Origin of the sequence: Arthrobacter sp. UNCCL28 (genome assembly GCF_900102805.1) — a bacterium.
GTDB classification, from domain to species: domain Bacteria; phylum Actinomycetota; class Actinomycetes; order Actinomycetales; family Micrococcaceae; genus Arthrobacter; species Arthrobacter nicotinovorans_A.
In genome coordinates this window covers 1-26,648 of sequence record NZ_FMWE01000015.1, presented here as the reverse complement: position 1 = coordinate 26,648, position 26,648 = coordinate 1, and the positions used below count along the sequence as shown (strand labels likewise).

The following is a 26,648-nucleotide window of genomic DNA, read 5'->3' as shown; positions in this document are numbered from 1 at the left end:
GTGCGCGAGAAGCGGCAGGGTGGTGCTGGACTGGGTCCGAGGCTGACAACGGGGTTGGTTTTGCTTGCGCTGGTGATGGTGTCGGTTAACCTTCGACCCGCAATCACCACCATTGCCGGAGTCATGAACCAGGTGCCGGTGGTCTTCGGGCTCGACGCCGCTTTGCTGCCCCTGCTGGGAACTCTGCCTGTGCTGGCCTTTGGGGTTTCAGGTCCCATTGGGCCGTGGCTGGCCAGGCGCCTGGGTACCGGACGGGCCGTTGCCCTTGCATTGGTGGTCCTGGCCTTGGCGCTGATTGTCCGTGTGCTGGTCCCGGCCCTTCTCCTGCCGGGAACCTTCCTTGCCGGCATGGCCATCATGAGTGCCAGCGTATTGGTACCGCAGATCGTCAAAGCAAACCGGGGCACGGGATGGTGGACAGGACTGTGCACCATGGGATTCGGGTTGGGTGCAGCCCTTGGTGCCGGACTGGTCCAGCCACTGCAGCACCTCCTCGGTGGCAGCTTGCCCTGGGCTTTGGCCGTATGGGCGCTGCCCGCCCTCCTGGGTGCCCTCCTCATCCAACGGTCAGGAAGGGTCACGGCGGCAGGTACCTCGACGCCAGGTACCCCGACGGCAGGTACCCCAGCGGAAGGTGCCAACCGCGCGGCGGCCGGGGACACGACGTCGTCGGCTATCACCACGAAGCCGGGCCACACCGAGCCTGTCCTCGCTGAGTCGGCGCGGCCCCTGGCGCCGGAGTTGCCCCTCAGGAAGCAGCGCACCGCGTGGGCGGTGACGGCGTTTTTCGGCCTTCAAGCAATGCTGTACTTCGCCATCACTTCCTGGCTGGCGGTGTATCTGGTGTCCCGGGGAATCCCGGCTGCAGAGTCGGCCGCCCTGCTCGCGTGGTTCAGCCTCGCAGGGCTGCCGGCCAGTTTGCTGGCCCCTGTTCTCGCAGGCAGGCCCGGCATCTTGAGGATCATGGCGCCGGGGCTCGGGCTGTCGGTGGCGCTTGCCTTGGTGGGCGTATTGGCAGCGCCGGCTGAAGTGCAATTCCTCATGGTCGGGATCCTCGGGGTAGTCCAGAGCGCAGGCTTCGGACTCGCCATGGCCCTGGTGGTGATCCGCTCGGCCGGACCCCAATCGGCAGGACGACTCTCCGCCATGAGCCAGGGGATCGGATTCGCCGTCGCATCGCTCGGCCCGCTGGGAGCAGGATTGCTGCACACCAGGACCGGTGGTTGGGAAGTGACGTTCCTGGCGCTCGCCGCTGAAGCCGTGGTGCTGGCCATCGCAGGGTTCCTCGCCATCCGTGGGCCCCTGGTCAGTGTTGGGCGTGCACCGGCACCAGCTGACCTTGAGTCCAAACACAGCCTGGTTCGGTAGCCAGACCGAACAGGCATGCCCGGCCCTGTCCGGGCACACCTCTCCGGCCCGGTTCGTTAGCCCCACCGAACGCACCTGTCCGGGCACACCTGCCCTGTCCGGGCGCACCTGCGCGGCGTATCCTCGGCGGTATGACGAACTCACCATCGGGGACCGATCAGCCAGGCAAGCCCGCCACCGAAGTCCTGGAAACCAACGAATGCTGGGAGCTCCTCAGGGGTGTCTCCGTAGGCCGGCTCGCGGTGTGGGTGGATGACCATCCGGACATCTTTCCTGTGAACTACAAGGTAGACCACGGCACCATGGTGTTCCGGACAGGTGAAGGCACCAAACTCCACGCAGCCCTCAGCGATGCTCCCGTCGCGATAGAGGCTGACGGTGTTAGCGCGGAGACGGGTGTGGCGTGGAGCGTGGTGGTCAAAGGCCAGGCAGCCGCTGTGAAGCTCACCCAGGACGTCCTCGACACCGTGGGGCTCCTCCTCTTCCCCTGGGAGGCAGGGCAAAAGGACCAGTTCATCCGGATCACACCCAGCACGGTGACAGGACGCCGCTTCAAGGTGACGCCGCCAGTAACCTGGTGGACGCCGCTGGACGATGCTCCCACCGCGCGGAGCGAGTAGTACTTAACGACGAAACCCGCCCTTGACCAATCACCCCCGCGTTCAATTGCGGGGGATCGACCAAGGGCGGGTCCGGGAAAGGTTAGACCAGCTCCAGCTGGTCAGCCACGATCTTGCCCTGGTGGATCACGGTCCGGTCCTTGCCGCGGTCCATGACGGTGGAGGCCACTGTTTCGCCGTCCACCAGCAGCAGTTCTGCGGGGTCGCCAACCTCGACGCCGGGGCGGTGGGTTATGTCCTTGAGCCTGGTGGCGTTCGGGTCAAGGATGCTGGCGCCACCTATGGTGGCGATGGCCAGGCAGTGCTCGATCAGCTCGTCCTTGCGGAAGCCGTGGGTGAAAGCGAGCTGCCAGGTGCGGTCCAGCATGTCGGTGTTGCCGTAGGGGGACCAGTAATCGCGCTGGCCGTCCTCGCCCAGGCCCAGCCGTACCCCGGCCTCGGTCAGCAGGGGAATGGGCAACTGCCCGGCAGCCGAAGGAGCAACAGAGGCCAGGGAAACGTCCAGCTCCGCGAACGCATCAATCAGCCTGCGGGTGGTGGCCTCGTTGACGCTGCCCAGTTGATAGGCGTGGGACATGGTGACCTTGCCCTGCATGCCCAGTGCACGGGTGCGCTCAAGCACCAGGTCGGTGCTGAAGACCCCCAGCTCGCCGGGTTCGTGCAAGTGGATGTCGATGGGGACCTGGTACTTTTCCGCGAGGCCGAAGACGATGTCCAGGTGCTTGGCTGGATCACGGTCCAGGGTGCAGGGATCAATGCCGCCCATCACGTTGGCCCCGGCCTTGAGGGCCTCTTCCATCAGTTCAACAGTGCCCTCCTCCAGCAAGAGTCCGGCTTGGGGGAAGGCAATGATCTCCACCGATGCCTGGCCGGCAAACTTTTCCTTGGCGGCAGCAACGGCGTCGAAGCGCTCCAGCCGGCAGTCCACGTCAACCTGGGCGTAGGAGCGGACCCGTGTGGTGCCGCGTGCGATCATCCGTCCCAGGGTGTCGTTCACGCGATCCTGCAGGGGGACCTCCGCGTTGCGCCAGTTTTGGCGGTCGTTCATCATCATGGTCCACACGCCCGGTCCGCCGGTGTGTTCCCGGAACGGCAAGCCGATGCGCGTGGAATCCAGGTGGACGTGGACGTCGGAGAAGGACGGCACCAGAATCCGGCCCCGGCCATAGATGAGCGTGACACCGTCCGGAACGCTGCGGGCCGGGTCATGGGGTTCGACGGCGGTGATCTTGCCGTCAGCGATACTCACGTCGCTGAGCCCTTGACCCCAAGGACGGGCGGCGAGAATCAGGGTGTTCAATGGGTACTCCTTCGGTAGTGAATCTATTGCACGCCTGCCAGCACCGATTCCGCCATACCTGTGTGGTGGCAGGCGGGGGCAGCGGGCGTGGCTGGAGTGGGGATCTGGTCGATGCAGCGTTGCCGCTGATCCTCAGGCAAGGTGCCGATCAGCGGGCAGCGGGTCCGGAAGACGCAGCCGCTGGGCGGGTTGGCAGGGGAGGGCAGGTCGCCGCGAAGCCGGATCTTCACTTGTTCCCGTGCAGCGCGGGGATCCGGCAGCGGCACCGCGGAGAGAAGCGCCTTGGTGTAGGGGTGTCCCGGGTCGTTGAACAAGGCCTCGCGCGGCCCCTGTTCAACGATTTTTCCCAAGTACATCACCGCGACCTCATGGGAGATATGCCGCACCACGGACAGGTCGTGGGCGATGAAAATGTAGGAAACACCGGTATCGCGCTGGATCTGCTGCAGCAGGTTCACCACCTGTGCCTGAACGGAGACGTCCAGCGCGGATACGGGCTCATCACACACAATCACCGATGGGTTCAAGGAAATGGCCCTGGCGATGCCCACGCGCTGACGCTGGCCGCCGGAGAATTCATGCGGGAACCGGTTGTAGTGCTCGGGTTTGAGCCCCACCTGCTCCAGCAGTTCCTTGACCCGGTTCTTGAGTCCGCCCGGAGGGTTGATCTTTTGCGCCACCATGGGCGCTGCGATGGCCGTTCCCACGGTTTGCCGGGGGTTGAGGGAGGCGAAGGGATCCTGGAAGATCATCTGGACCTTGCGCCGGAAGTTGTACAGGTCCTTGCCACGCAAACCGCTGATGTCCACGCCGTCGATCACAATCCGTCCGCCGGTCGGATCCAAAAGGCGCGCAACCATCCGGCCAGTGGTGGACTTACCGCACCCGGACTCGCCCACGAGCCCCAAAGTCTGGCCGCGGGCAAGACTGAACGATACGCCGTCGACCGCTTTGACCGAGCGTTTGGCAGTCCCCGGAAGCAAGCCGCCCTTGAGTGGGAAGTGTTTTTGCAGGTTCTCCACCTGGAGAATGGGCTGATGTTCCATGGCGGGTCCTAACGCGAATTCCGGATGGTGATGATCTGCGGGCCGCTCAAGTGGCACCGCTTGCCGTGCCCGTCCTCGACCCGCAGCTCAGGGCGTTGACTGACGCAGACGCCGTCGCCGGCGAGTTCGGCGTATTGGCACCGCGCGCTGAAGATGCAGCCTTTGGGCAGGTCAAGGAGCGACGGCGGCTGGCCGGGTATGGGATTGAGCCTGCCGGAGGAACTGGTCAGCGTGGGCATCGAGTTGAGCAGGCCCAGGGTGTAGGGGTGCCGGGTGTCGTAGAAAATGTCATCAACCGGGCCGGACTCCACGCATTGGCCGCCGTACATGACCAGGACGTCGTCGCATACCTCGGCCACCACCCCGAGGTCGTGCGTGATGAGGATCAGCGCGGAGTTGGTTTCCTCCTGGAGCTCCGACATCAAATCCAGGATCTGGGCTTGGACCGTCACGTCCAGGGCTGTGGTGGGCTCATCGGCGATCAACAACTCCGGCTCGCAGATCAACGCCATGGCGATCATGGCACGCTGCCGCATGCCGCCGGAGAAGTGGTGGGGGTACTCGTCATAGCGCTGATCGGGGCTGGGGATACCCACCCTTCCCAGCATGTCGACGGCGGCCGCCCGGGCCTGCTTTTTGCTTGCCTTGTTGTGGACCAGGTATGCCTCGGCGATCTGGTGGCCCACGGTGTAGAAAGGGTGCAGTGCTGAGAGCGGGTCCTGGAAGATCATGCCGATGTTGCGGCCACGGAGCTGGCGCATGGCGGACTCGGGGAGGGCAACCAGGTCCTTGCCCTGGAACATCGCAGTGCCGGTGACCTGGGCCGAGGTGCCCTTGAGCAGGCCCATGAGCGCCTGGCTGGTGACGGATTTTCCCGATCCCGATTCGCCGACGATGCCAAGGGTTTGACCGCGTTCGAGCGTAAAGTCCATGCCGTTCACTGCGGAGACTACGCCGTCGTCCGTAGGGAATTTCACGGTAAGGTCGTGGACCTCCAGGAAGGGAGCAGTGCCGGCTGAAGGACCGCCGGGCCGGGCACCAGCGGTCTGGGTTGTGCTGTGTGCTGGGGTCATTGGAGCCTCACTCGGGGATCGATGGCGGCGTAGGCGAGGTCCACCACAACGTTGGCGACGATCACGAAGAACGCGGCCAGCATGGTGATGGCCATGGTGACAGGGAGGTCACCGGAGATGGCGGCATGCACTGCCGTGAAGCCCAGGCCGGGGACGGAGAAGATCTGTTCGGTCAGGACCGCTCCGCCCAGCAGCAGGCCGATGTCCATACCGAGCATGGTGACCACTGGGGTGATGCCTGCCCGCACGCCATGCTTGAACGTGACAGTGCGCGGTGCCAGGCCTTTGGCGCGGGCTGTCCGGATGAAGTCCTCGCCAAATGTCTCGATCATGTTGGTGCGGGTGACTCGGATATAGGACGCGCTGAAGAGGACAGCCAATGCAATCCACGGCAACAGGTAGTTGGCTACCCATGCTCCGGGGCCTTGGGGGCCAAAGGGGCTGTTGATCTCGTTGGTGGTGAACGGCAGGAGGTGGAGTTGGTTGACGAACAGGAGCAGCAGGAACAGGCCCGTCACGGGGATGGGCAGTGAGACGCCCACGGAAGCCGCGCCAACAATGAACTTGTCCATCGGCGTTCCTTTCCGCAGGGCAGCCAAAAGACCCAGGCCAACGCCGGTGATGGTCCACAGGACCAACGCGCCGATAGCCATGGAGAAGGTGTAGGGGAGTGAACGGGCAATGATGTCCGCTACGTTCTCATTGGTCTGGAAGGACTTGCCAAGGCAAGGCCATTCGCACAGCGTTTGTGCGCCGGGAGCACCAATCATCCGCGGCGAAAAGAGCCCCCGGATGTAGTCGGCGTACTGGACCAGGAAAGGCTGGTCCATGCCCAAGGCAACGCGGGCCTCGGCAACGCGCTCGGGCGTGCATTCCTGTCCGCAGGCAGCAGCGGCAGGATCCGAGGGGCCCAACTGGAAGAGCGTGAAGGTGATGAAGCTGACTGCGGCGAGAAGAAGGACCAGTGATCCGGTCCGGCGAAGAATGAAAGTCATCATGGTGGTGGTTGCGGGCCGCCCGTTGGTGCAGGCGGCCCGCTTCTCCTTCTGGACTATGCCCGAATAGTTTTTCGTAGTCCGGTTATTGCTCGACGCCGACGATCGAGAGGTCGATGCCGCCGAAGAAGTAGCCCACTTGGGCATTGCGGACATTCGAGCCCACCACGCTGTTGGTGTGGCTGCGGATGAGCGGGACGATCGGGTAGGTCTTCAAAGCAGACCCGAAGGCCTCGGACCACTTCTTGCCCAGTTCCTCGGAGGTGCCGTCCGTATTGCGGAGATCGAACATGGCCTTGGAAACTACGGGATCGAAGTAGCGGGACGTGTTGGAGAAGCCGTAGCTGGTGCCCTCGTTGTTCGGACCCAGCAAGGGATCTGCGGACGTACGGATGGACGCGGGGTCGGCACCGCCGCACCAGCCGGATCGGCCCATGTCCGGGAGCTGTTCGCTGGCCAGGACCGAGTAGTAGTTGGGTGCCGGAATCGCCACCAGTTCAACATCGATGCCCAGGGCCTTCAGGTTCTGCTGCACCACGGTGCCTGTGTTCTTGAAGGCATCCCGGTTGTTGGCGTAGCCGTAGGTGAGGCTCTTGGGGTAGTCCTTGCCTTCGAGGAGTTTCTTGGCTTCCTCCAGCTTGGGCTTGCCGGTGGGATCCAGCTCCAGCTCTGTCTCCACATAGCCGCGCATCTTGGAGTTCAACGGGCTCTGGGTGATCTCACCAAAGCGTCGTCCACCGTACTGGACCAGGATGGACTGGCGGTCCAGCGCCAAGGCGATGGCCTTGCGGACGTCCGGATCCTTGATCTTTTCGGTGTTCAGGCTCAGGACATCGTTGCATCCGAGCAGGCCCGAGGCCACGCGGTCTTTGACTTTGGCGTCCGCCAGTTTGGCAGAATCCGAGGTCTGAAGCGCACCGTTGGAGTCCAAGGTGATGGCGTTGGGGTCCGAGTCGGCCAAAAGCTGCTGGCTGATGGTGGCCTGGGACGTGGAGAGCGAGAAGCTGAACGTGTCAGGAAGTGCCGAACGGTTGGGGTCCGTGGCCGGATCCCAGTGCGGGTTGCGGACCAGCTTCAGGGACTTGCCGCGGTTGTAGGACTCCACCATGTAGGGCCCCGAAGACACAGGGTGGTTGGTGTAGTCCAGCTTGGTGTCCTTGGCCTTGGGCACCGGGGCCGTGTTGGAGCGTGATGCCAAGGCAGGAAACTCCGCGAACGGCTTCTTCAAATGGAAGACCACCGTACGGTCATCGGGTGTTTCCACCGCCTTGAGCACAGCGGAAGGATCCTTGTACGGACCCTTGTACCCACCGGCGTCGAGCGCTGCATTCAATTCCTGGGGCGCCTGGGTGTAGACGTCCTGGGCAAAGGTGCGCTCCACGCCGTACTTGATATCGGCCGACGTGATGGGCGTGCCGTCCTCGAACTTCACGCCTTCCTTGAGCGTGAAGGTCCAGCTGAGGCCGTCGTCGGAGACTTTGCCGGTATCCGTGGCGAGGTCCGGGACCACGGTTGGTGGCTGGCCGGCTGTTTCCTTGGCCATGGTCAGCGTGCGGTAGTACAACTGGCCGACGTTGGCGGTCTGGACATAGTTGCTGTTGCCCGGGTCCAGGGTCTGGAAGTCCGATGACATGAGGACGTTGATGTTGCCGCCCTTGCCGTTGAAGCCGGACTTGACCACGTTGGGGGCCAACTCAGTGACTGAGCCGGCCGTCTGTGAACTGCCGGGCTGGCTTTGGCCGGCTCCGCAGCCGGTGGCGGCCATGGCGATCAACACCGAAAGTGCCAGAGCTCTTGCAGGGGTTTTCATGGTGCTCCTTGTGAGGGTGTAAGGCGATGCGGGGATGAGGGTCAGTGCGAAATTTGCTAGCGGGAGGACTTGGGGTCAAGGGCGTCGCGGACTGCGTCGCCCAGGAGGTTGAAGGCCAGGACGGTGACGATGAGCATGATGCCGGGAACGGCGAGGAACCACGGATCGCTGAGGTACCAGTTGCCGGATTGGGCTGCGTTGAGCATCTGGCCCCACGACGGTGTGGGGTCCTTGACGCCGACACCCAGGAAGGACAGTGCGGCTTCTGCCGAAATGTTGGTGGGGATCAGCATGGTGGCATAAACCAGGACGACGCCCATGACGTTGGGAATGATCTGCCGGAACAGGACACTGAGGTGGGAAGCGCCGAAGGACCGGGCAGCTTCCACGAATTCGCGCTCGCGGAGGCTGAGCACTTGTCCCCGGACGATTCGTGCCAGGTAGGCCCAGCCAAAGAAACCCAGGATGATCACCAGCGAGGCCATGGGCAGGAAGCTGCCTTCGCCCAAGGGGGTGTCCCGGAGCCGTGACTGCAAAATGGGGGTCAGGGACAGCACCAGCAGAAGGTGCGGGAATGCCAGGAACAAGTCCATGATGCGGCTGATGATGGCGTCGGTCTTGCCGCCGAAGTAGCCTGCCGCCGCGCCGAGGACCGTTCCGAGGACCACGGAGACTGCTGTGGAGAGCAACGCGATGGTCAAGGAGACCTGTCCGCCGTAGGCAAGCCGGGCGAAGAGGTCGCGTCCCAGGCCGGGTTCCACGCCCAACCAGTGCTGGGCGGACGGATACATGTAGCCGGGCAATGGAAGTCCCGGGGTCTGAAAGTCGTCCAGGACATCCGGGCTGGTGTTGGACGTGAAGGGATCGTTGCCGGACATGGCGCTGAGGACGGGAGCCAGGATGGCGAACAACATGATGGCCACAACAACGCAGAGGCTAAGGAAAGCGATTTTGCTCCGCCGGATCCGCATCCAGGCGGTGGCGAGCAGTGAGCGGGCCTCGGCGGGCGCGGCCGCTTTCCCCTCCGGCCACGTTGCCGGAGGAGGCGGCGGGCTGCCGATGCTTGGTTCTGACTGTAACTGGGTCAACGGTTCTGCTCGATTCATGATCCAAGGAGCTGGCTCCGGAGTTCTTGTATACCAAAATAGACTAGAGCAGGATTCATGCGATGTAAATCACAAATAATGTACTGTTTGGAATACCAGAGACTTTTCTTTTGGGATCTGAACCACAAACAGGAAGAGGAGCTGCCGTGCGCACCAAGGTCACTGCCCGCTATGTGCTGGGCCATCACCACGGACGCCATGTGCTGCTGGATGACGCGTGCGTTGTCTACAGCGGGGATGTCATTGAGTACGTCGGCCATGACTACAACGGGCCCGTGGACGAGGAACTCCACACAGGGGAGGCCCTGCTGATGCCTGGATTGATCGACCTCGATGCCCTGACCGACATCGACCACCTCATCCTGGACAGCTGGGCAAGCCCGGAGCAGGCCAAGGGCCACCAGTGGTCCGAGGACTACTTCCGCAACCACCGGGCGGATGTCTTTAGCGCCCAGGAACGCCAGGAGATCCGCGAGTATGCGTTGATCCAGCTTCTCCTCCACGGCGTCACCACGTACATGCCGATTGCCTCCGAAGTGCATTCCGAATGGGCCGAGTCCTTCGAGGAACTGGCGGGGATGGCAGAGACCAGCCGACGCCTGGGCCTGCGTGGCTACCTTGGCCCCGCCTACCGCTCGGGCGTGAACGTCGTGTTGGACAACGGCGAACGCTCGGTCATGTTCGACGACGACCGCGGCCGTGAGGGGCTGGCGGACGCCTTGCGCTTCCTGGACCATGCAACGGAACTCAACGACCCCCTGGTCAACGGTGTCCTGCTCCCGTGCCGCATAGAGACCCTGGACGTCGGGCTGCTTAAGGAGACCGCCGTGGCTTCCCGGCAACGGGATGTCCTGGTCCGCCTGCATTCGCTCCAGGGCCTGGTGGAACGCGAGCTGATCCTGCAATGGCACGGTGTGACGCCCTTGGAACTGTTGGACCAGACGGGCTTGCTCAACGAGCGGCTCCTGATCCCGCATGCCACCTACACTGACCGGAACCCTGCGGTGTTCGGTGAAGACCGGGGTGATCTCAAAAAGCTCGCGGACAGTGGCGCCAGCATCATCCACTGCCCGTTGACGTCCATGCGTTACGGCAGCACGCTGGATTCCTTCCAGGCCTACAAGGAAGCGGGCATCAACATCTCGCTGGGAACGGACTCGTTCCCGCCGGACCTCCTCCGGGGAATTGACGCCGGCGTGCAACTCGCCAAAATCCTGGCCGGGAGGAACGACGCCGGTGACGTCGCCGGATACTTCGACGCCGCCACCTTGGGCGGGGCACAGGCATTACGCCGTCCTGACTTGGGTCGCCTCGAGCCCGGCGCCCAAGCAGATATGGTGGCCTTCCAACTCGGAGACTTCCGCGACGGCGTCCATGACGACCCGTTGCGGACCCTCATCCTGAACGGCACGGCCCGCCAGGCGGTGCTTTCCGTGGTGGCCGGCAGAACCATCATGGCGGACGGCGTAATCGACGGCGTAGACCTGGGCTTCTGGCGGGCGAAGGGCCAGGAACTCTTCGACAAGATGCGCCGCGCCTACACCGTCCGCGATGCCCGGAACCGACCGGCCGATGAGCTGTTTCCTCCCGTGTATGCTCGGTTGGAACGCTGACCGGCGCCGACCGGCACAGGGAGCGGACGCCGGCATGAAGGGAAGTTTTACAGTGGCTGAGGCGATGCCGGACAACGGAAACGGCCGTGATGACGAGGCCCGTGCGGAGAACGTCTACCAACTGGTGTTGGAAGGCATTGTCACGGGGACCTACGCGCAGGGTATGCGGTTGCGCGAACGCGAGCTTTCCGAGCTCTACAACGTCTCCCGCATTCCGGTCCGGGAGGCCATCCAGCGCTTGGAACAGGACGGTTTCGTGGCGACGTTCCCACGCCGGGGTGCTGTGGTCCGGCAACTGACCCTGACCGATGTCAACGAGCTGTTCGACATCCGCCTGTGCCTGGAGACCTTTGCTGCACGGATGGCTGCCACCAGGGTTGCCGAGGGAAGCGACGGCGGACGTCTCCAGGAACTCATGGAAGCGTCCAAGATTGCCATTGACGAGGACCGGACTGACGACGTTGCCGTCATCAGCGCCGAGTTGCACGCCGAAATTGTGCGCCTGTCCGGCAACCGGCTGCTGATCGAGTCCGTGAAGCCCCTCTTTGGCCGGATGCGCTGGATCTTCGGACTGGCCCACAACCGCAGCAACGAACTCCAGCGTGATGAACACACCGAATTATGCAACGCGATCCTGAAGGGCAAGCCGGATTTGGCGTACTCCCTGGCGTACTCGCACATTGAGTTGGGCCGTGAGCCGGTCCTGGCCGGCCTGGCCGAAACCCTGGAACCGTGAGTTTTTGTACAGATAACGCCCATTAGAGGCCCTCTTCCGGGCGTTATCTGTACAAAAACTCCGCTAGTCGTCGGCGTCCGGGTACTCTTCCTCGTCTTCATCGTCGTAGCGCCCGGATTCCTCCACCTCGACCTCAAGGATCTTCAGCAGCTCAGTGTCCGGGTTCAGCATGATGGCGGCCTCGTCGCGGCGGTGCTGCAGCACCGTATCCAGGTAGGACTGCACCGTCTCGGCCAAGGGGACGTACCGGTCCTGCTTCTGGCTCATGTACCAGCGGTGCTCCAGGACCTCGTGGACCACTTCGGCCGGCTCCAGCTTCCCGGCCAAGTGACGCGGAATGGAACGCACAATGGGCTCGAAGATTTGGCTGACCCAGATGTGGGCGCTGATCTCCTCGTCCAGTTCCGGGTTGTTGTCCGCCCGGAACTGGTCCATGTCGTTCAGGAGCCGGCGTGCCTGGTTCTCCTGGGCGTCCAGACCGGTCAGGCGCAGCAAACGACGCTGGTGGTGGCCGGCGTCGACGACTTTTGGCTGGAGCTGGATGGTGGAGCCGTCCGCCGTGGTCTTGATGGCGTACTCCTCCACATCGAAGCCGAGCTCGTTGAGGCGGCGGATGCGGGCGGCCACACGCCACCGTTCGCCGAGTTCGAAGGACTCCTTCTCCGTCAGCTCAGTCCAGAGCCGGCGGTAGCTGTCCATAATCAGCTCACTGGTGGCCACGGGGTCCACCTTTTCCTCGATGAGCCCGCCGTCCAGCAGGTCCATCAGCTCGCCCGCGATGTTCACCCGGGCGATTTCGAGATCGTATTCGCGTTGTCCCATGGACAGGTCCGGGTAGAGCTCGCCGGTTTCAGCGTCCACCAGGTAGGCGGCGAACGCGCCGGCGTCGCGGCGGAACAAGGTGTTGGACAGTGAAACATCTCCCCAGTAGAAGCCCACAAGGTGCAGGCGAACCAGCAGGAGTGCCTGGGCGTCAATGAGGCGCGTCAAGGTGTCCTTGCGGAGCATCTGGGAGAACAGTGCACGGTACGGCATGGAGAACTTCAGGTGCCGGGTCACCAGCACCGGGTTCAGCGGCCGGCCATCCGCGGTGGTGCGTCCGGTGATCACAGCCACCGGCTCCACGCAGGGAACATCCAGCCGGGCCAGCTTCCGGAGCATGTGGTACTCATGGCGGGCCACGTGCTCCGAGGTTTCCTTGATGGCGATCACCGAACCACCCAGGTGCGCGAAACGCACGATGTGCCGGGAGATACCGCGGGGGAGTGCCGCAAGGTTTTCGGCCGGCCAATCCTCCAAGGCGATATGCCACGGAAGGTCCAACAGCTCCGGGTCCGCAGACGCCGCCGTGATGTTCAGGGAACCGATGACACTGGCGGGAGGCGCGGTGTCCTGTGCACTCGCCGCTTCAGTGCGGGGGAGCTTGCCGATCTGCCCGTAGTCGGTAGGTTCGTCGTGCCACTGGGCTCCGTTTTGCTCGCTCATGCCTCAATTGTTCCGTACTCAGCGGTGGCCGGCGTCCCGGCGTCCGGGAACGGCCACCTCGACGTTGCTGACCACTCGACGTCGGGCGCTGCTTCGAAAGCGACGCCCTGGTAGGCGAGCCGCTCGCCCAAGGCGCCGAGCCGACGTCGGAAGTCACCTGCGTTGCGGACCTCCTGGCCCGACCACGCGACTTCCGCCAACGAGACAGCCCTGGGGTAGAGGAGCCACTGGGCCTGGGCGTTGTTGCGGACGGTTTCAGTCCACAAGGGGCCTTCGATGCCCAGGATGTGTTGGTCCGTCAGGCCGCCCTGGGCCGGATCCCAGTTGTAGTACTCCGCCCATGTGAACGGCCCGCCTTCCACCCATTCGAGCCCAACAGGACTCTCCGGGGAGTACTTCTGGTCCAGATAGGTGTTGGCGGCCGGCGACATGATCACCGGCGAACCACCGGTCTCTGCCTGCTTGACCACCGGGGTGAGATCGCCGAACCAATACTGGATGACTGAACCTTGGGGGAGCTCACCCGCGGCGTACTCGTTCCAGCCCATGGCTGTCTTGCCGGTCGCGGCGGCAATCTTTGCGAATTCCTGCACCATGGCAACGTAGTCGTCGTGGTCGGTGACCTTCGCTTCGTCACCGCCGATATGGATGTACGGGCCTGCAGTGATCGCGGCGAGCTGAGCCAGGACCTCGCGGACGAACTCGTACGTGGCAGGAAGGGAACCGTCCAGTGTCGACCAACCGACGGCGGCGGTGGTGCTCATGGGCTTGGCCAGGCCATCGGCGTTAAGCTGCGGAATCGCTGCGAGGGCGGCATTGACGTGCCCGGGCAGGTCAATCTCCGGTATCACCAGGACGTTCTTGGTGGCGGCGTAGGCCTGGATGTCCTTGAAATCCTCTTGCGTGTAGAAACCTTCACGGCCCCTCACCGGCATGGCGGTAGGGACCTCAACGGCACCCTGTCCTCCCACGGCGGTGAGATCCGCGTACGGCAATCCCGACGGGTTTTGTTCCGGCTCGTGGATCTCGATGCGCCACGCCTGATCGTCCGTGAGGTGAAGGTGGAGGGCGTTCAGCTTGAACTGGGTCATGACGTCAATCTGTTCCTTGACCTCCTCCACCGTGAAGAAGCTGCGGGCAACATCAAGCATGAGGCCCCGGTAGGCGAACCTGGGTGCGTCGGCAATCTCGACGGCGGGAATCACCCAGTCGCCGTCTGGCCTACCGCTCTCGAGAGTGGCTGGGAAAAGCTGCCGGAGCGTCTGGACTCCATTGAAAAGTCCGGCCGGAGTGGAAGCCGTGAGCCCGACTCCGCTTTCGGTGACGCTGAGGGTATAGGCTTCCGGGCCGCCGTCGAACGCGTCCGCCAACTCGAGGGCAATATCGCCTGGGCGGGTGTCCTCGACGACGGGCAACTCGAAACCAGTGCCGGCGCGCAGCACCAGGCCCAGCTGTTCAGCGACCGCGGCAGCTGAGTCTGCCGCTGCGATCCGTGCTGTGGGGGCGAGGGTGAAGGCAGGGGTGTCCTGGAGCGCGACGTGGGAGGGGCGGGGGACCAGGTTATCTGTGGTGTTCATACCGTTCTTTCCGGGAGAAAGGTTAACGCGAGAGCGGCCCGACCTGGAGGGGTCGGGCCGCTATCAAGATGCGGAAATGAATGACGCGTCAGCGCCGGCCTGGACTAGTCGCCCAGGCGGAGGCCGGTCTTGGTGTCGAACAGGTGCACGTGGCCGGACTGCGGACGAACGAAGATGGACTCGCCCTTCATCGGGGGACGACGACCGTCGACGCGTGCAACGATGTCGTGGCTCTTGCCATCAAGGATGGTGTGGCCGTAAACATAAGCGTCGGCGCCGAGTTCTTCAACCACGTCAACCTCAACCTGCAGGCCCTCGCCGTTGCCGACCGTCTCAAGGTCTTCCGGACGCGAACCGACGGTGACGGTCCGGCCGTGAGCCTCTTCGAGAACGTCGCGCGGCACGGGGTAAACCGTTCCGCCGAACTGTACGCCGCCGTCGACGACCGGCAGTTCCAGCAGGTTCATGGCCGGGGAGCCGATGAAGCCTGCAACGAAGACGTTCTGCGGGCGGTCGTAAAGGTTGCGCGGGGTGTCGACCTGCTGGAGCAGACCGTCCTTCAGCACTGCGACGCGGTCACCCATGGTCATTGCCTCGACCTGGTCGTGGGTCACGTAGACCGTGGTGACGCCGAGGCGGCGGGTCAGGGATGCGATCTGCGTACGGGTCTGGACGCGGAGCTTGGCGTCAAGGTTGGAGAGCGGCTCATCCATGAGGAAGACCTGCGGGTTACGGACGATTGCACGGCCCATGGCAACACGCTGGCGCTGACCACCGGAGAGTGCCTTCGGCTTGCGGTCCAGGTACTGCTCGAGGTCAAGAAGCTTGGCGGCTTCGCGAACACGCTCGGCGCGCTCTTCCTTGGAGACGCCGGCGATCTTCAGTGCGAAGCCCATGTTGTCCGCAACAGTCATGTGCGGGTACAGGGCGTAGTTCTGGAAGACCATGGCGATGTCGCGGTCCTTCGGCGGAACGTCCGTGACGTCGCGGTCGCCGATCAGGATGCGGCCTGCGTTGACGTCCTCAAGACCTGCGAGCATGCGCAGGGAGGTGGACTTACCGCAACCGGAGGGTCCAACGAGGACCAGGAATTCGCCATCGGCGATGTCGATGTTGAGCTTATCGACGGCGGGCTTATCTGTGCCCGGGTACAGACGCGTAGCGTTATCAAAAGTAACTGTAGCCACAGTTATCAATCCCTTCACCGGCAGGTACGTGCCGGACGATCCGTTGTGAATGGTTCATTTTCTTCAGTTGAACTCCCCGGCCGATGGCCGGGGAGGATCGCATGACGCCGCACGGTACTGTGCGTCACATCACATCCAAGAGTATGTCAGACTTTTGGACTTACTACCTAAATGTTACGAACGTCACATGTTGCGCTGGTCACGCTTCAAGCCCCTGCCGTGACCCGCCGACGCTCACTGAGCAAGGCCTCAAGCAGCTCCGCCACGTGCACCGGCGCCTCCACCCTGTACTGGGCCTGGGTGAAGTCCAGGCCGACCTTGATGCCCACGTCATCGCCCAGGAGCCTGCCCAAGGCGTCTTCGTCAGTGACGTCATCGCCGGCAAACAAGATGGCCGTGGCCCCGGTTGCTTGCCGGAGGAACTCAACAGCTTCACCCTTGGAAGCGTGGACCACCGAGGTCTCCAGTACGCGCTTGCCGGTTTTGAGGTACACGCCCGGATGCTCGCGGAGCACCCGGGTGGCGGCCTCGACGGCGTCTTCCGCGACGTCGTCGTCGGCCATCCTGGTGTGGAGGACGACGCCGGCGGGCTTGTCCTCAAGCAGCGTCCCCGGAGCGATGTTCACGATTTCCGCGAGGACTTCACGGACCGCGGCCAGCTTGCTGCGCTGTTCGTCGTCCAGTTCCAGGCCCAGGGATCCTTCACCGAGCCAGACTTCGGCCCCGTGGCTGCCGATCAGCAGCGTGTCCGCAGGAGGGGAGGCGACCAGCCGCAGGCTGTCCAGTGCCCTGCCCGAGATGAGTGCCGTCGTCGTGCGTGGCAGTTCGGCGAGGGCCTCCAACGCCGCAGCGGAGCGGGGCAGCGGCCTGGCATCCTCCGCCCTGTCCACGATGGGGGAGAGGGTGCCGTCGAAATCAAGCGCCACCAGCAAGTGCTCCGTGCCGGATATGCGCCGGACTGCTTCGAGCAGCTCAGGCGATAGTGAGAGCTTCTCAGCTGTCATCGCGCACCACCTTCTCCTCCAGGGCGGCCAGGAACTCAGCCGACCAGTGATCGACGTCGTGATCCAGGATCTGCTTGCGCATCAGCTTCATGCGGCGTCGGGCTTCCTTCGGGGGCAGGTTCACAGCACGCAGGATGGTGGATTTGAGGCCATCGATGTCGTGCGGGTTGATCAGGAATGCCTGCTTGAGCTGGTCGGCGGCACCGGCAAACTCGCTGAGGACCAACGCGCCATCATCCTCGGATCGGGCCGTGACATATTCCTTGGCCACCAGGTTCATGCCATCGCGCAGCGCGGTGACCAGCATGACGTCCGCAGCGAGGTACAGCGCCACCATCTCCTCCACCGGATAGCTGTGGTGCAAGTAGCGCACCGCAGTGTTCTGGATGGTGTCGTAGGTGCCATTGATGTGGCCCACGGTGCCCTCGATCTCCTCGCGGAGCAGCCTGTACTGTTCCACGCGTTCCCGGCTGGGGCTTGCCACCTGGATCAGGGTGGCGTCCTCCACCTTGATGTGGCCGTCCGCCAAAAGTTCCTCGAAAGCCTTGAGCCGGTGCCGGATGCCCTTGGTGTAGTCCAGGCGGTCCACGCCCAAAAGGATGGTCTTCGGGTTGCCAAGGTCCTTGCGGATCTGCTGGGCGCGTTCAATGATCTCCGGCTTGGTGGCGAGCTCGCGGATCTGGGCAACATCGATGGAGATCGGGAAAGCCTGCGCCCTGGCGATGTGCGTTACCTCGCCGTCGGGGCCCTTGACGTGGACCTGCTGTTGCTTGACGCTGGCACCCAGGAAGCGGCGGGCAGAGCGCATGAAGTTGCCGGCATCGCTGGGACGCTGGAAGCCCAGGAGGTCCGCGCCCAGCAGGCCGTCAATGATTTCCCGGCGCCACGGCAGTTGGGCGAAAATTTCCGGCGGCGGGAAGGGGATGTGGTTGAAGAAGCCGATCTTGAGGTCGGGCCTCGTCTCGCGCAGCAGGCGCGGGACCAACTGGAGTTGGTAGTCCTGCACCCACACGGTGGCGCCATCGGCGGCATGCCGGGTGACGGCGTCGGCGAACTTCCGGTTGACCTTGCGGTAGGAGTCCCACCACGTGCGGTGGAACTCAGGCGGGGCAATGACGTCGTGGTACAGCGGCCAAATCGTCGCGTTGGAAAAGCCCTCGTAGAACAGTTCAACGTCATCGCTGCTCAGCTGGACCGGAATGAGGTCCATGCCCTCGTGGCTGAAGGGGCGGACCGTCTCGTCCGGGGCGCCATGCCAACCCACCCACGCGCCGTCGGACTTTGTCATCATTGGCGCGAGCGCCGTCACGAGGCCCCCGGGCGAACGCCGCCAGCCGTCGGCGCCGTGTCCGTCGTCATCACTGATGCGGTCCACGGGCAGCCTGTTGGAGACCACCATGAAGTCGAACTTTGTTGCCGTGGGCTTCTTGACTGGAGCAGCCCGAACGCCTTCTTCGGTCTTGAGTTTTTCGCTTGCCAAATCCTGCATTAATGCTCCCTGGGGTTGCTGTGACTCAACTCCCAGCCTACTAGCGGAATCTTCCATGGCACTTGATCGTTCAACAACCGGGCAGGAGGGTCTGCGGCGGATCTTCAAGTTTGCTCCCGTAAACTGACCCCGTTGCCCTACGCCCCATGATGTCGAATACCCCGAGGAACTGATGAGCCCCGCAAACGAACAACGCCTGTCCAAGGCCGAACGCACCGCCCAGGCACGGGAAAAGGCGCGCGCAATCCGCGAAGAGCAGTTGAAGAAGGACAAGCGCAACAAGCTTCTGGTCGGCTGGGGCATTGTGGTTGCCGTTGTGGTCATCATCGCCGTGGTGGCGTTCGTGGTCATCGGCCAGGCGCAGAACAACGCGCCGATCGCAGATCAGGGCCCGACGCCGGCCAACGGCAACGTCCACGGCGGCGTCACGCTGCTGGCCAACAGCGAAGTTGTTAAGTCCGAGCCGGCCAGCGTCAACGTCGCCGACGTTCCCGCCCCCGCAGCCACCCCGCCCGCAACCGTGACGGTCCCGGGCGGCGAGGCTGAAGCCGGCAAGCCCGTGAAGGTTGTTGCCTACATCGACTTCATCTGCCCCGTCTGCAAGCGCTTCGAGACCACTTACGGTGAGTCGCTGACCAACCTGCGCAACGAAGGCAAGATCTCCCTCGAATACCGTCCCCTCGGATTCCTGGACCGCCAGTCCACCACCAACTACTCCTCCCGCGCGGCCAACGCCGCTGCGTGCGTGGTGAACACCTCCCCGGAAAAGTATGCGGACTTCTTCAACCTGCTCTTCGAACGCCAGCCGGCTGAAGGCAGTGCGGGCATCTCCGACAACGACCTGAAGAAAATGGCCACCGAAGTAGGCGCGGCCAACATCGACTCCTGTGTCGACAGCAAGCAGTTCCGTCCGTGGGTCAAGGTTGCCACCCAGGAAGCTGCGGCAATCGGCGTCACCGGCACGCCCACCGTGTTCATCGACGGCAAGCAGTGGGACGGCAGCACGGACCTGAACGCTGAAATCCAGACGGCAGTAGACGCCAAGGGCTAACACCCGCGGAATGTACGACGGCGGCCGGTCACCTTTTCTTCATGGGTGGCCGGCCGCTGTTGTCTGGTTTGGTTCGGGCTGTTCGCGGTTTGGTGCGGGTTGTTCCCGGCGAATTTCGTTGACGGGGATGGTCTGGGCTAACCTTATCTAGCGCTCTTTCGCGCTGTGCTTCGGGTAACCGGAGCATGCCTCCTTAGCTCAGTTGGCCAGAGCACCGCTCTTGTAAAGCGGGGGTCGTCGGTTCGAATCCGACAGGGGGCTCCACGAACCCCTTCATTCCGGACAATTTGCACGGGATGGAGGGGTTCTTCGCGTTTGGAATGCAGGTGGGACGCGTTTTCTGCAGGGCGGTCGGAAGGTTTCAACCGATTCCGATGCATACCCGGAACAACATCTGTGCCGGCTGTGACTCCTGCGCCTTGAAGCATCAGCAATGCAGAGGCAATGTGCGAAGGGCCGCCAAGTGCCGGACTGTTCTGAGCCGGTGAACGGGACCGCCTGATGGGAAGGTCCAGCCTCCGATTGGCACTGGGCACATTACGCGTTTCCGCACAGCTGGTGCGAGGCCACGTGAGAGACCAGACCTGAAGCTGTCAGTGATCTACGACCTCAAAAGGGGTAGCGGTACGACGTAGTACTCCTTGGCTTTGCTGTTGGTGAGGAACGTGTTGCAGCGGGTTTGAGCTTCCCCCTCTGATGTGAAACGAAATGCTTGGTTCTCCCTGGGGCTCCATTCGTCTCTTGGACGGTTGGGGTGCAGGTAGTAGTAAAACTGCAATCCGTTATCGAGACGGACGACAATTCCCCACGCCGCTGGCTTCCGCTTTCCCAATTCTTTCCTTTCTACTGCGCGCAGAGCGCTACAGCGTGGCTCTCAGTGTTTGGGGTGCTGCAGCCGAAGTCCATAAGCGGGTGTGTCGCGGAGGAATTCGCGGAATGTCGGGACGGCGAAATCGACGTATCCCCGGCTTGTTGTTTCGATGACCCCAGCAGCCAATAGCCGAAGCCGGTATTGGCCGCCGTATACGGCGTTGACGCCCAAACGCTCCGCAATTGTTGTGGTGCTGGACGGGCCATCGTCTTCAGCCATGGCCAGCAGGTACGACTGATCGACATCGGAAAGAGCCGAGTAGGCAGACTGCAGGACGGTGGCACCCATGCGACGGCGGGCTTTCTGTACTCCGGCAGCCAGCGCCTCGTCGGTGACTACCGCCCCTGATTTTCTGGCTTGACTCCACACGTGGTAGCCGACGAGCTGGATCAGGAATGGGTAGCCGCCCGTCGCTTCGGCCAGCTGCCGGAGATGTTCGTCGCTGATGTTCACGCCGCTTTCCGAGAAAGTATCCCGGAAGGCTTCGGCGACCTCGTCTATCGAGGTCCTGTGCAGGTCGTACTTTTCGGCGCGGCGAAGGAAGGTGGAGACGCCTTCGTTGAGCAGGTCTTCGACAGACTTCGGCAGACCAGCAAGGACCAGGCCAATGGGAAGACTTTCGCGGATCAGATGTTGGACGACCGCTGCGATTTCGGAGAGTTCGGTCCGGTCCACGGCATGAATCTCGTCGATGCTGATCAGCAACCCGGTGTCCTGCTCGCTCAACTTCTCCAGCAGTTCGGTAATCTGCCGCCGCCAGTGAACCTCACGCGCAGCCGGAAGCTGTGTATCCACGCGCACGATTCCGAGCGTCACCCCGGTAACCCGGCGGCCGCCAGGGCCGTCCCCGAGCTCTTCAGCCGCGGCGCGGACGCCGCTGCCGATGCGGTCGACGAGTCCGGCCGTGGCGGTTTCCGAGATGACAATCCAGCCGTGCTCGATGGCTTCGTCTTCGATTTCCCCCAGCATGACGGTCTTGCCGATGCCGCGGGGGCCGGTGAAGATAGAGAGCAATCCGGGGGCGCCGGGACCATTCTCGATGCTCTCTGCGAAATCTTGGCGCATGTCATCCCGGCCGATAAGAACCGGTGGGCGGGCACCAGCTGTCGGTTTGAACGGGTTTTTCGCTGCCACTTTTACACTCCTATAAATTTTTTAAAGTGTTTATATTTCTTATAGTAGTGCGTAGTAGGAGACGGATACGGACATTGCTTGACCAACCCAATCGCTGTTCGGCGCTACTGCCCCGTTGCGGTCTTCTGACGAAGGTTCATGAGCCCGGCGATGGTCAGGCCGGCTGAAACCGCCAGTGCTGCTACCCAGAGGGTGAGGCCGGCGAGGTCGTGGACGGCCATTTGGGGGAGCCGTCGATCCGGGACCGCTACGACGCCGACGAACGCCCCGAGGAGCCCGAAGTAGCTGCCGGTCATGAAACGCTGATGGGCACGGATGTTGCCGCGACGGACTGTGACCAGACCCATCGTGAGGGTGCAGAACGTCAGCACGGACAGGGCATGAAGCCAGTTGAACCCGCCGTCGATGGTCCGGATCCCGAAGGAGGTCAGGACCACAACGTACATGGCCGCCGCCCAGATGCGGCCCAGGGTCTTGTGCGCTGCGCTGCCCTTGTTGCGGCGAAGCAGGTTCACGGCACCGAAGATCAGGGCGTAGCCCGCTGCGATGGCATGCAGGGCGATGAGTAAAGTCCACGGCGAGGGCATAGGGGCAGCCTAGCGAAGTCGGAACGGACTATCGGACTGTGTCGTCGTGGACGGTCATGGATCCCGGGACAAGCTGCGCGGCTCTTCGGAGACCACATCGCCGGCGGCCAGCAGTTGAAGTGCTTCCGCGGCCGGCGTCCCCGGATCCGCGGCGTACATGAGGATTCTGTGGCCGGATTCATCGGGCGGTGTGAGGACCTCGAAGTTCAGTTCCAGATCGCCCACCTCCGGATGGTGCATGTGTTTCAACCCGGACATGCAGTTCTGAACGGGGTGCCGAGCCCACAATTTCGCGAACTCCTCACTCTTCAAAGTGAGCTCACCTACCAAAGAGGCGAGTTCGAGGTCATCCGAGGCCCGGCCGGCGATGAGCCGCAGTGATGACACTGCACGCGTGGCTTCCTCCAGCCACCGTGAGTAAAGTTCGCGGGTGTGCTGGTCAAGGAACAACAAACGAGTCATGTTTGGCCTTGTTGCAGCCGACTTCGGTGCGTCGAAGTCCAAGTGCCCGGCAGCCAGGCGATGGCCAAGCCGGTTCCAGGCAAGCACCTCGCTGCGGCGTCCCAGCACGATGGCGGGGGTGCTGGCCATTGACTGAATCAGGCGGAGCGTCCCTGTCCTGGCCTTGTCCGGCTTCGTCACGGTGCGGCGTTTGGCGGGGCGGGCGCGGGCAAGATTGAACAGGTGGGCCCGCTCGTCAGTGTTGAGATTCAGGGCCCGGGCAATCGCATCAATGATGGCATCAGAAGCGTTGTTACTGAGGCCCTGCTCCAGGCGGGTGTAGTAGGTATTGCTGACTCCCGCGAGCATTGCCAGTTCTTCCCGCCGGAGACCTGGTACGCGGCGGATGCCGTAATTCAAGAGGCCGACGTCTTCCGGCTGCAGCGAGGCCCTTCGGACTCGAAGGAACTCCCCAAGTTCACTCACCATAGTCATGTTCACCATTCTGCCGGTCCCCGGTGGCAGTGTCCTGTCCCTGTCAGGGGTAGGCAAGAGGGGGTGTGGTTGATCCGGGGGGGATACCTGGACCGTTGGAGCTGTGAAGAAAGCCGCCCACGGGCGGATACAGCTCCAGCAAAGGATCTTCCATGACGACACAACCGGATGTCACCAAAGGCACCAGCCTTCCGTATGCCACCGACCATGAACCCCAGCCGGACTCGAAAAGGCAGATGACCGGCAAGCAACGGCTGGCACTCATTGTCCTGCTCACAGCGAGTTTTACCCTCGCTGTCGACTTCTCCATCCTCAACGTAGCCCTACCGGCCATCGGCACCGATGTTGGCTTCAGCATGGAGAACCTTCAGTGGATTGCGACGTCATTCGCACTCTGCGCTGCGGGCCTGACGCTGCTGTTTGGCCGTGTCGCCGATATTGCCGGGCGCCGCAAGATGTTCATCATCGGCATGGCCCTGCTCGGCGCGGCGTCACTTGCCGGCGGGTTGTCTGCCGAGCCGGCCTTGTTGCTTATCGCTCGCGTGGGCCAAGGCGTCGCTACGGCCATTGTCGTTCCCGCAGCCTTGTCCTTGTTGCTGGCATCGTTCCCGGAAGGCCCGCTGCGCGATAAGGCACTGGGCCTTAACGGATCACTGATGGCCGCGGGCTTTACGACCGGCGCTATCCTCGGCGGGCTCCTGACAGACCTTCTGAGCTGGCGTTGGGCATTCTTCATCAACGTGCCTGTTGCCATCGCAGTACTGGTCATCGCCCCCATCGTCCTCGCTGAGAGCAAACCCACCTCGAAGTTGAAGTTGGACGTTCCGGGCGCCGTCACCGTTACCCTCGGCCTTCTGGCCCTTGTCTTCGGTTTGACGAACGCCGCCGAGCACTCCTGGACCAACCCCCTTACTTTGGGCTCCCTCGCGGCAGCCGTTGTGCTCTTCGTTGCTTTCGTCGCCGTCGAACGCCGGGCAGCCTGGCCGCTGGTACCACTGGAGATTCTGAAGCGCTCCACTGTCGCTTGGGGCAACATCGCCGGCATCTTGGCCTTCGTCACTGAAACGTCCCTGGTGTTCTTGCTGACGCTTTACCTGCAGCAAGTTCTCGGCTACACACCGCTCGGTGCTGGCTTGGCCTTCGCAGTCCTTGGCCTCGGCACGGTACTCGGCGGCATCCTCGGACCCAAGGTGATCAGCAGGATCGGCAACAAGAATGCCATCATCTACGGATTCATAGTCCAGGCCACTGCCACAGGTGTCCTCGTCCTGCTCAGCGCAGACCCCGCATCAATCGGTCTGCTGCTGCTCGCCACCTTCATCGGTGGCGCAGCCAACCTCGTTGTCATCGTCGGATTCATGGTCACGGCAACCTCCGGGCTGCCTGATGAAGAACAAGGTCTGGCTACGGGACTGGCAACAATGAGCCAGCAGATCGGCATCACCATGGGCATCCCCATCATGAGTGCCGTTTTCACAGCCCAAATCCTCAGCATCGGCAACGACGAGGCCCAAGCCGTCCTCAGCGGTGTCACCGCCGCCATCTGGGTCAACGCCGGCCTCTGCTTGCTCACCGCGGTGGTGGTGGGCCTGTTCCTGCGCAAGCCGGCGATCTCCGCCGATTAAGCCCTAAAGGCAGAAGCCCTGCACGACTTCGGGGAGGGGTTCTTCCACGGACCCTCCTCCAGTCGTGGAGCAGCATTGGCGGTTACTACTGAACCTTGAACGACGCCAGCTGGCTCATTTTCCGACGAGCCGCAGCCATCATGGGGCGTACCGCCGAAACCCCTGCCCTCAGAAAGCCGGCAACCAAGCTGATGGCGCCTCGGAATCGGCTACTGCTGCGCCAATTCTGCGTCAATTCCCATGTGGTTCGGATGAAATGCACCCCGAGGACGACGATAAACAGCGAGATCACCAGGCCGGCAATCGAGGCAGCCACGATCATCACGCCAGTGATGTGCACCAGGAGGACGGCAGAGATCACAACTGTTTGAGCGTCAAGAAGTTCCATATTCATTTCTCGTTGTGCGGGACGATTTGTGCGGGGTGGGGGTTCCGGGTTGCTGTAAACGCCGAAGGATTGCCGGAAGTATTCAAAACCGCGTCAATTTGGGTTTAGGTTCGTCAAAGTGGATCAGGTATGGCTTTTTGCCGCTGTTCCCCCAAGACCAGGCCTTCATGACTCCAGTTTCGTCTAATCCTAAGAGGCGCAGCTGAAATACGCCCATTCAAGTCAAAACACCCACCCCTGCTTGTGTCTTGCCGAAAGGGGCCGCTAAAACTCGATGAGGTCGTCGGTACGGTCGTGGACCTTTTTTGGAAACCATCCCATGGCCTGATGAAAGCGCACGAACCAACGAATCACGGGCAATTCAGCGTGCCTGAAAGGGGTGGGCCTGCCCATGCGTTGGTGGAGTTGGGCACCTTGTAGTAGCCGCGGATCTGGTAAGTCCAGGTCCCGGTGAGGTTGCCCGAGCTTTGGACGCCGGAGTTGTACGACTTTCCCGCAGCCTTGCTGAGGTCGCCCGTGAACTGCACCACGGCGTCGGGGTCTATGACTTTCAGTTCGTGATAGTTGGCGTAGGCGACGGCGGTGAAACTGCTGACGCTGATCTTGGCCTGGCCAAACCAGAGGAATGAATCGCAGGACTTCGTCACGGTCACTGTATTGGCGGCCGGCGCAGGGATCTTTGCCGCACTGACGGCCAGGGCACCCGTTGCGGTGTCGTTGAACTTTGCGTGCGCCGGTGAAATCTGGACGCCCATCAGCAGGAATACGGCGGCCATGATGATTGCCGGTACTTGCCAGATGATGCCCTTGCCCTGCATGTGCTTAGCTGCCGTCCCCGTAGTGCGAATGTTCCTTTTCCAGTGTGGCGAACGGGCCTCAGGAAACACCTCGGTGAACACTCAAGGTCCGCTCAAGACCGGAAAAATCCCCTGTGCCGGGTCAGCGATGTGTGCGCAGCCCGGATGAGGTCCGAACGCGAAGCCAGGCAACGGTCTGCCGTTTGCTGCAGGGCGGGCAGTGCATGGGCAGCGTCGTCGAAGTGGTTTTCCCGGATCATTGATTCGATGGCCCGGCATTGGTGCTCCGTTTCCATGGCTCCCACCATGGAGGAACTGATCTTCAGGCTGAGGACGGCAGTAGTGGTCTCCTTGGGATCGTGTTCGTCCACGGCGTGGATGATCCGCTCGACGCGCTGCGGGAGCATCGCCAGGTACTTGGCGAGAAAACGCAGGGCCGGCTCGGGGCTTCCCAGTTCCTCGGCGAGAGATTGGAGCCTGCCCAGGTCCAATTCGCCGCCGGGATTACCCGAGGGCTTCATTGCCGGTACCGGCCTTTTCTTCCGGTGCTGTCTTGGTGGGGTTTTTGGTCCAGATGGAGGCGAGCATTCCGATGACCAGGATGCTGGGTGCGCCGTACATCAGGATGTTCATGATGATGGGTTGGCGCAGGGTGCGGATGGCGTTGCCGACGCCGGGGATGGTGGCGACGTGTTTGTCCACGGTGGTTCCTTGGAGGGTGGCGATCCAGGGGTCGATGCCGTTGTTGGCGTCGCCTTTGGTTTGGACTGCTGTGCCGCCGTCGGCGGTGGGGGTGATTTCGGTGATGCGGTGGGTTTCCACGCGTTGGTCTTCGACCGGGATGTGGTAG

Annotated in this window: 23 protein-coding genes, 1 tRNA gene and 1 pseudogene; 7 read left to right on the top strand and 18 right to left on the bottom strand. The window is 62.8% G+C overall.

Annotated elements, in window-relative coordinates; translation table 11 throughout:
* Nucleotides 1-1,368, top strand: a complete 1,368-nt coding sequence (locus BLQ01_RS21695) for an MFS transporter (protein WP_091554362.1) — start codon at nt 1-3, stop codon at nt 1,366-1,368.
* A gap of 131 nt (nt 1,369-1,499) precedes the next feature.
* The gene (locus tag BLQ01_RS21690; protein ID WP_091554359.1) at nt 1,500-1,988 is read left to right on the top strand and encodes a pyridoxamine 5'-phosphate oxidase family protein; all 489 of its coding nucleotides are present in this window, start codon (nt 1,500-1,502) and stop codon (nt 1,986-1,988) included.
* 82 nt (nt 1,989-2,070) lie between these two features.
* On the opposite strand, the gene BLQ01_RS21685 is transcribed toward BLQ01_RS21690, so the two are convergent.
* From BLQ01_RS21685 to BLQ01_RS21660, 6 genes are all read right to left on the bottom strand, one after another.
* Entirely contained in the window at nt 2,071-3,288 is a 1,218-nt protein-coding gene (locus tag BLQ01_RS21685; RefSeq protein WP_091554357.1) for an amidohydrolase family protein, read from the bottom strand.
* Nucleotides 3,289-3,311: 23 nt separating this feature from the next.
* Complete coding sequence (locus BLQ01_RS21680; RefSeq protein ID WP_091554355.1) at nt 3,312-4,334, bottom strand: ABC transporter ATP-binding protein; 1,023 nt, start codon at nt 4,332-4,334, stop codon at nt 3,312-3,314.
* 8 nt (nt 4,335-4,342) lie between these two features.
* Complete coding sequence (locus BLQ01_RS21675; RefSeq protein WP_223944727.1) at nt 4,343-5,407, bottom strand: ABC transporter ATP-binding protein; 1,065 nt, start codon at nt 5,405-5,407, stop codon at nt 4,343-4,345.
* A complete protein-coding gene (locus BLQ01_RS21670) occupies nt 5,404-6,405 on the bottom strand; it encodes an ABC transporter permease (RefSeq protein WP_026542637.1) in 1,002 nt (333 codons plus the stop codon). Before BLQ01_RS21670 ends, BLQ01_RS21675 begins: the two co-directional genes overlap by 4 nt.
* Before the next feature lie 82 nt (nt 6,406-6,487).
* A complete protein-coding gene (locus BLQ01_RS21665) occupies nt 6,488-8,212 on the bottom strand; it encodes an ABC transporter substrate-binding protein (protein WP_091554354.1) in 1,725 nt (574 codons plus the stop codon).
* Nucleotides 8,213-8,268: 56 nt separating this feature from the next.
* Nucleotides 8,269-9,318, bottom strand: coding sequence for an ABC transporter permease (locus BLQ01_RS21660; protein ID WP_254779563.1), 1,050 nt, complete (start codon nt 9,316-9,318; stop codon nt 8,269-8,271).
* 146 nt (nt 9,319-9,464) lie between these two features.
* Between BLQ01_RS21660 and BLQ01_RS21655 the strand changes: the two genes are divergently transcribed.
* Nucleotides 9,465-10,931, top strand: a complete 1,467-nt coding sequence (locus BLQ01_RS21655; protein ID WP_091554351.1) for a chlorohydrolase family protein — start codon at nt 9,465-9,467, stop codon at nt 10,929-10,931.
* A 34-nt stretch (nt 10,932-10,965) separates the two neighbouring features.
* Entirely contained in the window at nt 10,966-11,667 is a 702-nt protein-coding gene (locus tag BLQ01_RS21650) for a GntR family transcriptional regulator (protein ID WP_245232966.1), read from the top strand.
* 63 nt (nt 11,668-11,730) lie between these two features.
* On the opposite strand, the gene BLQ01_RS21645 is transcribed toward BLQ01_RS21650, so the two are convergent.
* From BLQ01_RS21645 to BLQ01_RS21625, 5 genes are all read right to left on the bottom strand, one after another.
* Nucleotides 11,731-13,152, bottom strand: coding sequence for a DUF4032 domain-containing protein (locus BLQ01_RS21645; RefSeq protein WP_026548382.1), 1,422 nt, complete (start codon nt 13,150-13,152; stop codon nt 11,731-11,733).
* Complete coding sequence (locus BLQ01_RS21640) at nt 13,149-14,729, bottom strand: beta-N-acetylhexosaminidase (RefSeq protein WP_091554349.1); 1,581 nt, start codon at nt 14,727-14,729, stop codon at nt 13,149-13,151. Before BLQ01_RS21640 ends, BLQ01_RS21645 begins: the two co-directional genes overlap by 4 nt.
* Before the next feature lie 104 nt (nt 14,730-14,833).
* Nucleotides 14,834-15,916, bottom strand: coding sequence for an ABC transporter ATP-binding protein (locus BLQ01_RS21635; RefSeq protein WP_026542644.1), 1,083 nt, complete (start codon nt 15,914-15,916; stop codon nt 14,834-14,836).
* A 206-nt stretch (nt 15,917-16,122) separates the two neighbouring features.
* Complete coding sequence (gene otsB / locus BLQ01_RS21630) at nt 16,123-16,920, bottom strand: trehalose-phosphatase (protein WP_026542645.1); 798 nt, start codon at nt 16,918-16,920, stop codon at nt 16,123-16,125.
* Nucleotides 16,910-18,409, bottom strand: coding sequence for an alpha,alpha-trehalose-phosphate synthase (UDP-forming) (locus BLQ01_RS21625; protein WP_026542646.1), 1,500 nt, complete (start codon nt 18,407-18,409; stop codon nt 16,910-16,912). Before BLQ01_RS21625 ends, otsB begins: the two co-directional genes overlap by 11 nt.
* 172 nt (nt 18,410-18,581) lie before the next feature.
* Between BLQ01_RS21625 and BLQ01_RS21620 the strand changes: the two genes are divergently transcribed.
* Nucleotides 18,582-19,460, top strand: a complete 879-nt coding sequence (locus tag BLQ01_RS21620) for a DsbA family protein (protein WP_026548385.1) — start codon at nt 18,582-18,584, stop codon at nt 19,458-19,460.
* A 187-nt stretch (nt 19,461-19,647) separates the two neighbouring features.
* Nucleotides 19,648-19,724, top strand: a tRNA-Thr gene (locus BLQ01_RS21615).
* 610 nt (nt 19,725-20,334) lie between these two features.
* Here BLQ01_RS21615 and BLQ01_RS21610 read toward each other — a convergent pair.
* The 3 genes from BLQ01_RS21610 to BLQ01_RS21600 form a co-directional block, all read right to left on the bottom strand.
* Entirely contained in the window at nt 20,335-21,465 is a 1,131-nt protein-coding gene (locus tag BLQ01_RS21610; RefSeq protein WP_091554347.1) for an ATP-binding protein, read from the bottom strand.
* Nucleotides 21,466-21,569: 104 nt separating this feature from the next.
* Nucleotides 21,570-22,052 (bottom strand): DUF2306 domain-containing protein, encoded by a 483-nt coding sequence (locus tag BLQ01_RS21605; RefSeq protein ID WP_026542649.1) that lies wholly within the window; start codon nt 22,050-22,052, stop codon nt 21,570-21,572.
* Between the two features lie 54 nt (nt 22,053-22,106).
* Nucleotides 22,107-22,988, bottom strand: coding sequence for a helix-turn-helix domain-containing protein (locus BLQ01_RS21600; RefSeq protein ID WP_091554373.1), 882 nt, complete (start codon nt 22,986-22,988; stop codon nt 22,107-22,109).
* Between the two features lie 236 nt (nt 22,989-23,224).
* Here BLQ01_RS21600 and BLQ01_RS21595 point away from each other — a divergent pair, with 236 nt between their 5' ends.
* Entirely contained in the window at nt 23,225-24,613 is a 1,389-nt protein-coding gene (locus tag BLQ01_RS21595; protein WP_091554370.1) for an MFS transporter, read from the top strand.
* Between the two features lie 85 nt (nt 24,614-24,698).
* Here BLQ01_RS21595 and BLQ01_RS21590 read toward each other — a convergent pair whose 3' ends face one another.
* From BLQ01_RS21590 to BLQ01_RS21575, 4 genes and pseudogenes are all read right to left on the bottom strand, one after another.
* Nucleotides 24,699-25,001: a hypothetical protein gene (locus BLQ01_RS21590; protein WP_091554344.1), complete on the bottom strand. Its 303-nt coding sequence runs from the start codon at nt 24,999-25,001 to the stop codon at nt 24,699-24,701.
* A gap of 350 nt (nt 25,002-25,351) precedes the next feature.
* Nucleotides 25,352-25,819, bottom strand: a complete 468-nt coding sequence (locus tag BLQ01_RS21585; RefSeq protein ID WP_091554342.1) for a hypothetical protein — start codon at nt 25,817-25,819, stop codon at nt 25,352-25,354.
* Between the two features lie 92 nt (nt 25,820-25,911).
* Nucleotides 25,912-26,319: an Hpt domain-containing protein gene (locus BLQ01_RS21580; protein ID WP_091554340.1), complete on the bottom strand. Its 408-nt coding sequence runs from the start codon at nt 26,317-26,319 to the stop codon at nt 25,912-25,914.
* Nucleotides 26,303-26,648: pseudogene (locus BLQ01_RS21575) on the bottom strand (signal peptidase I); the annotation flags it as partial. The pseudogene BLQ01_RS21575 and the gene BLQ01_RS21580, both read right to left, overlap by 17 nt.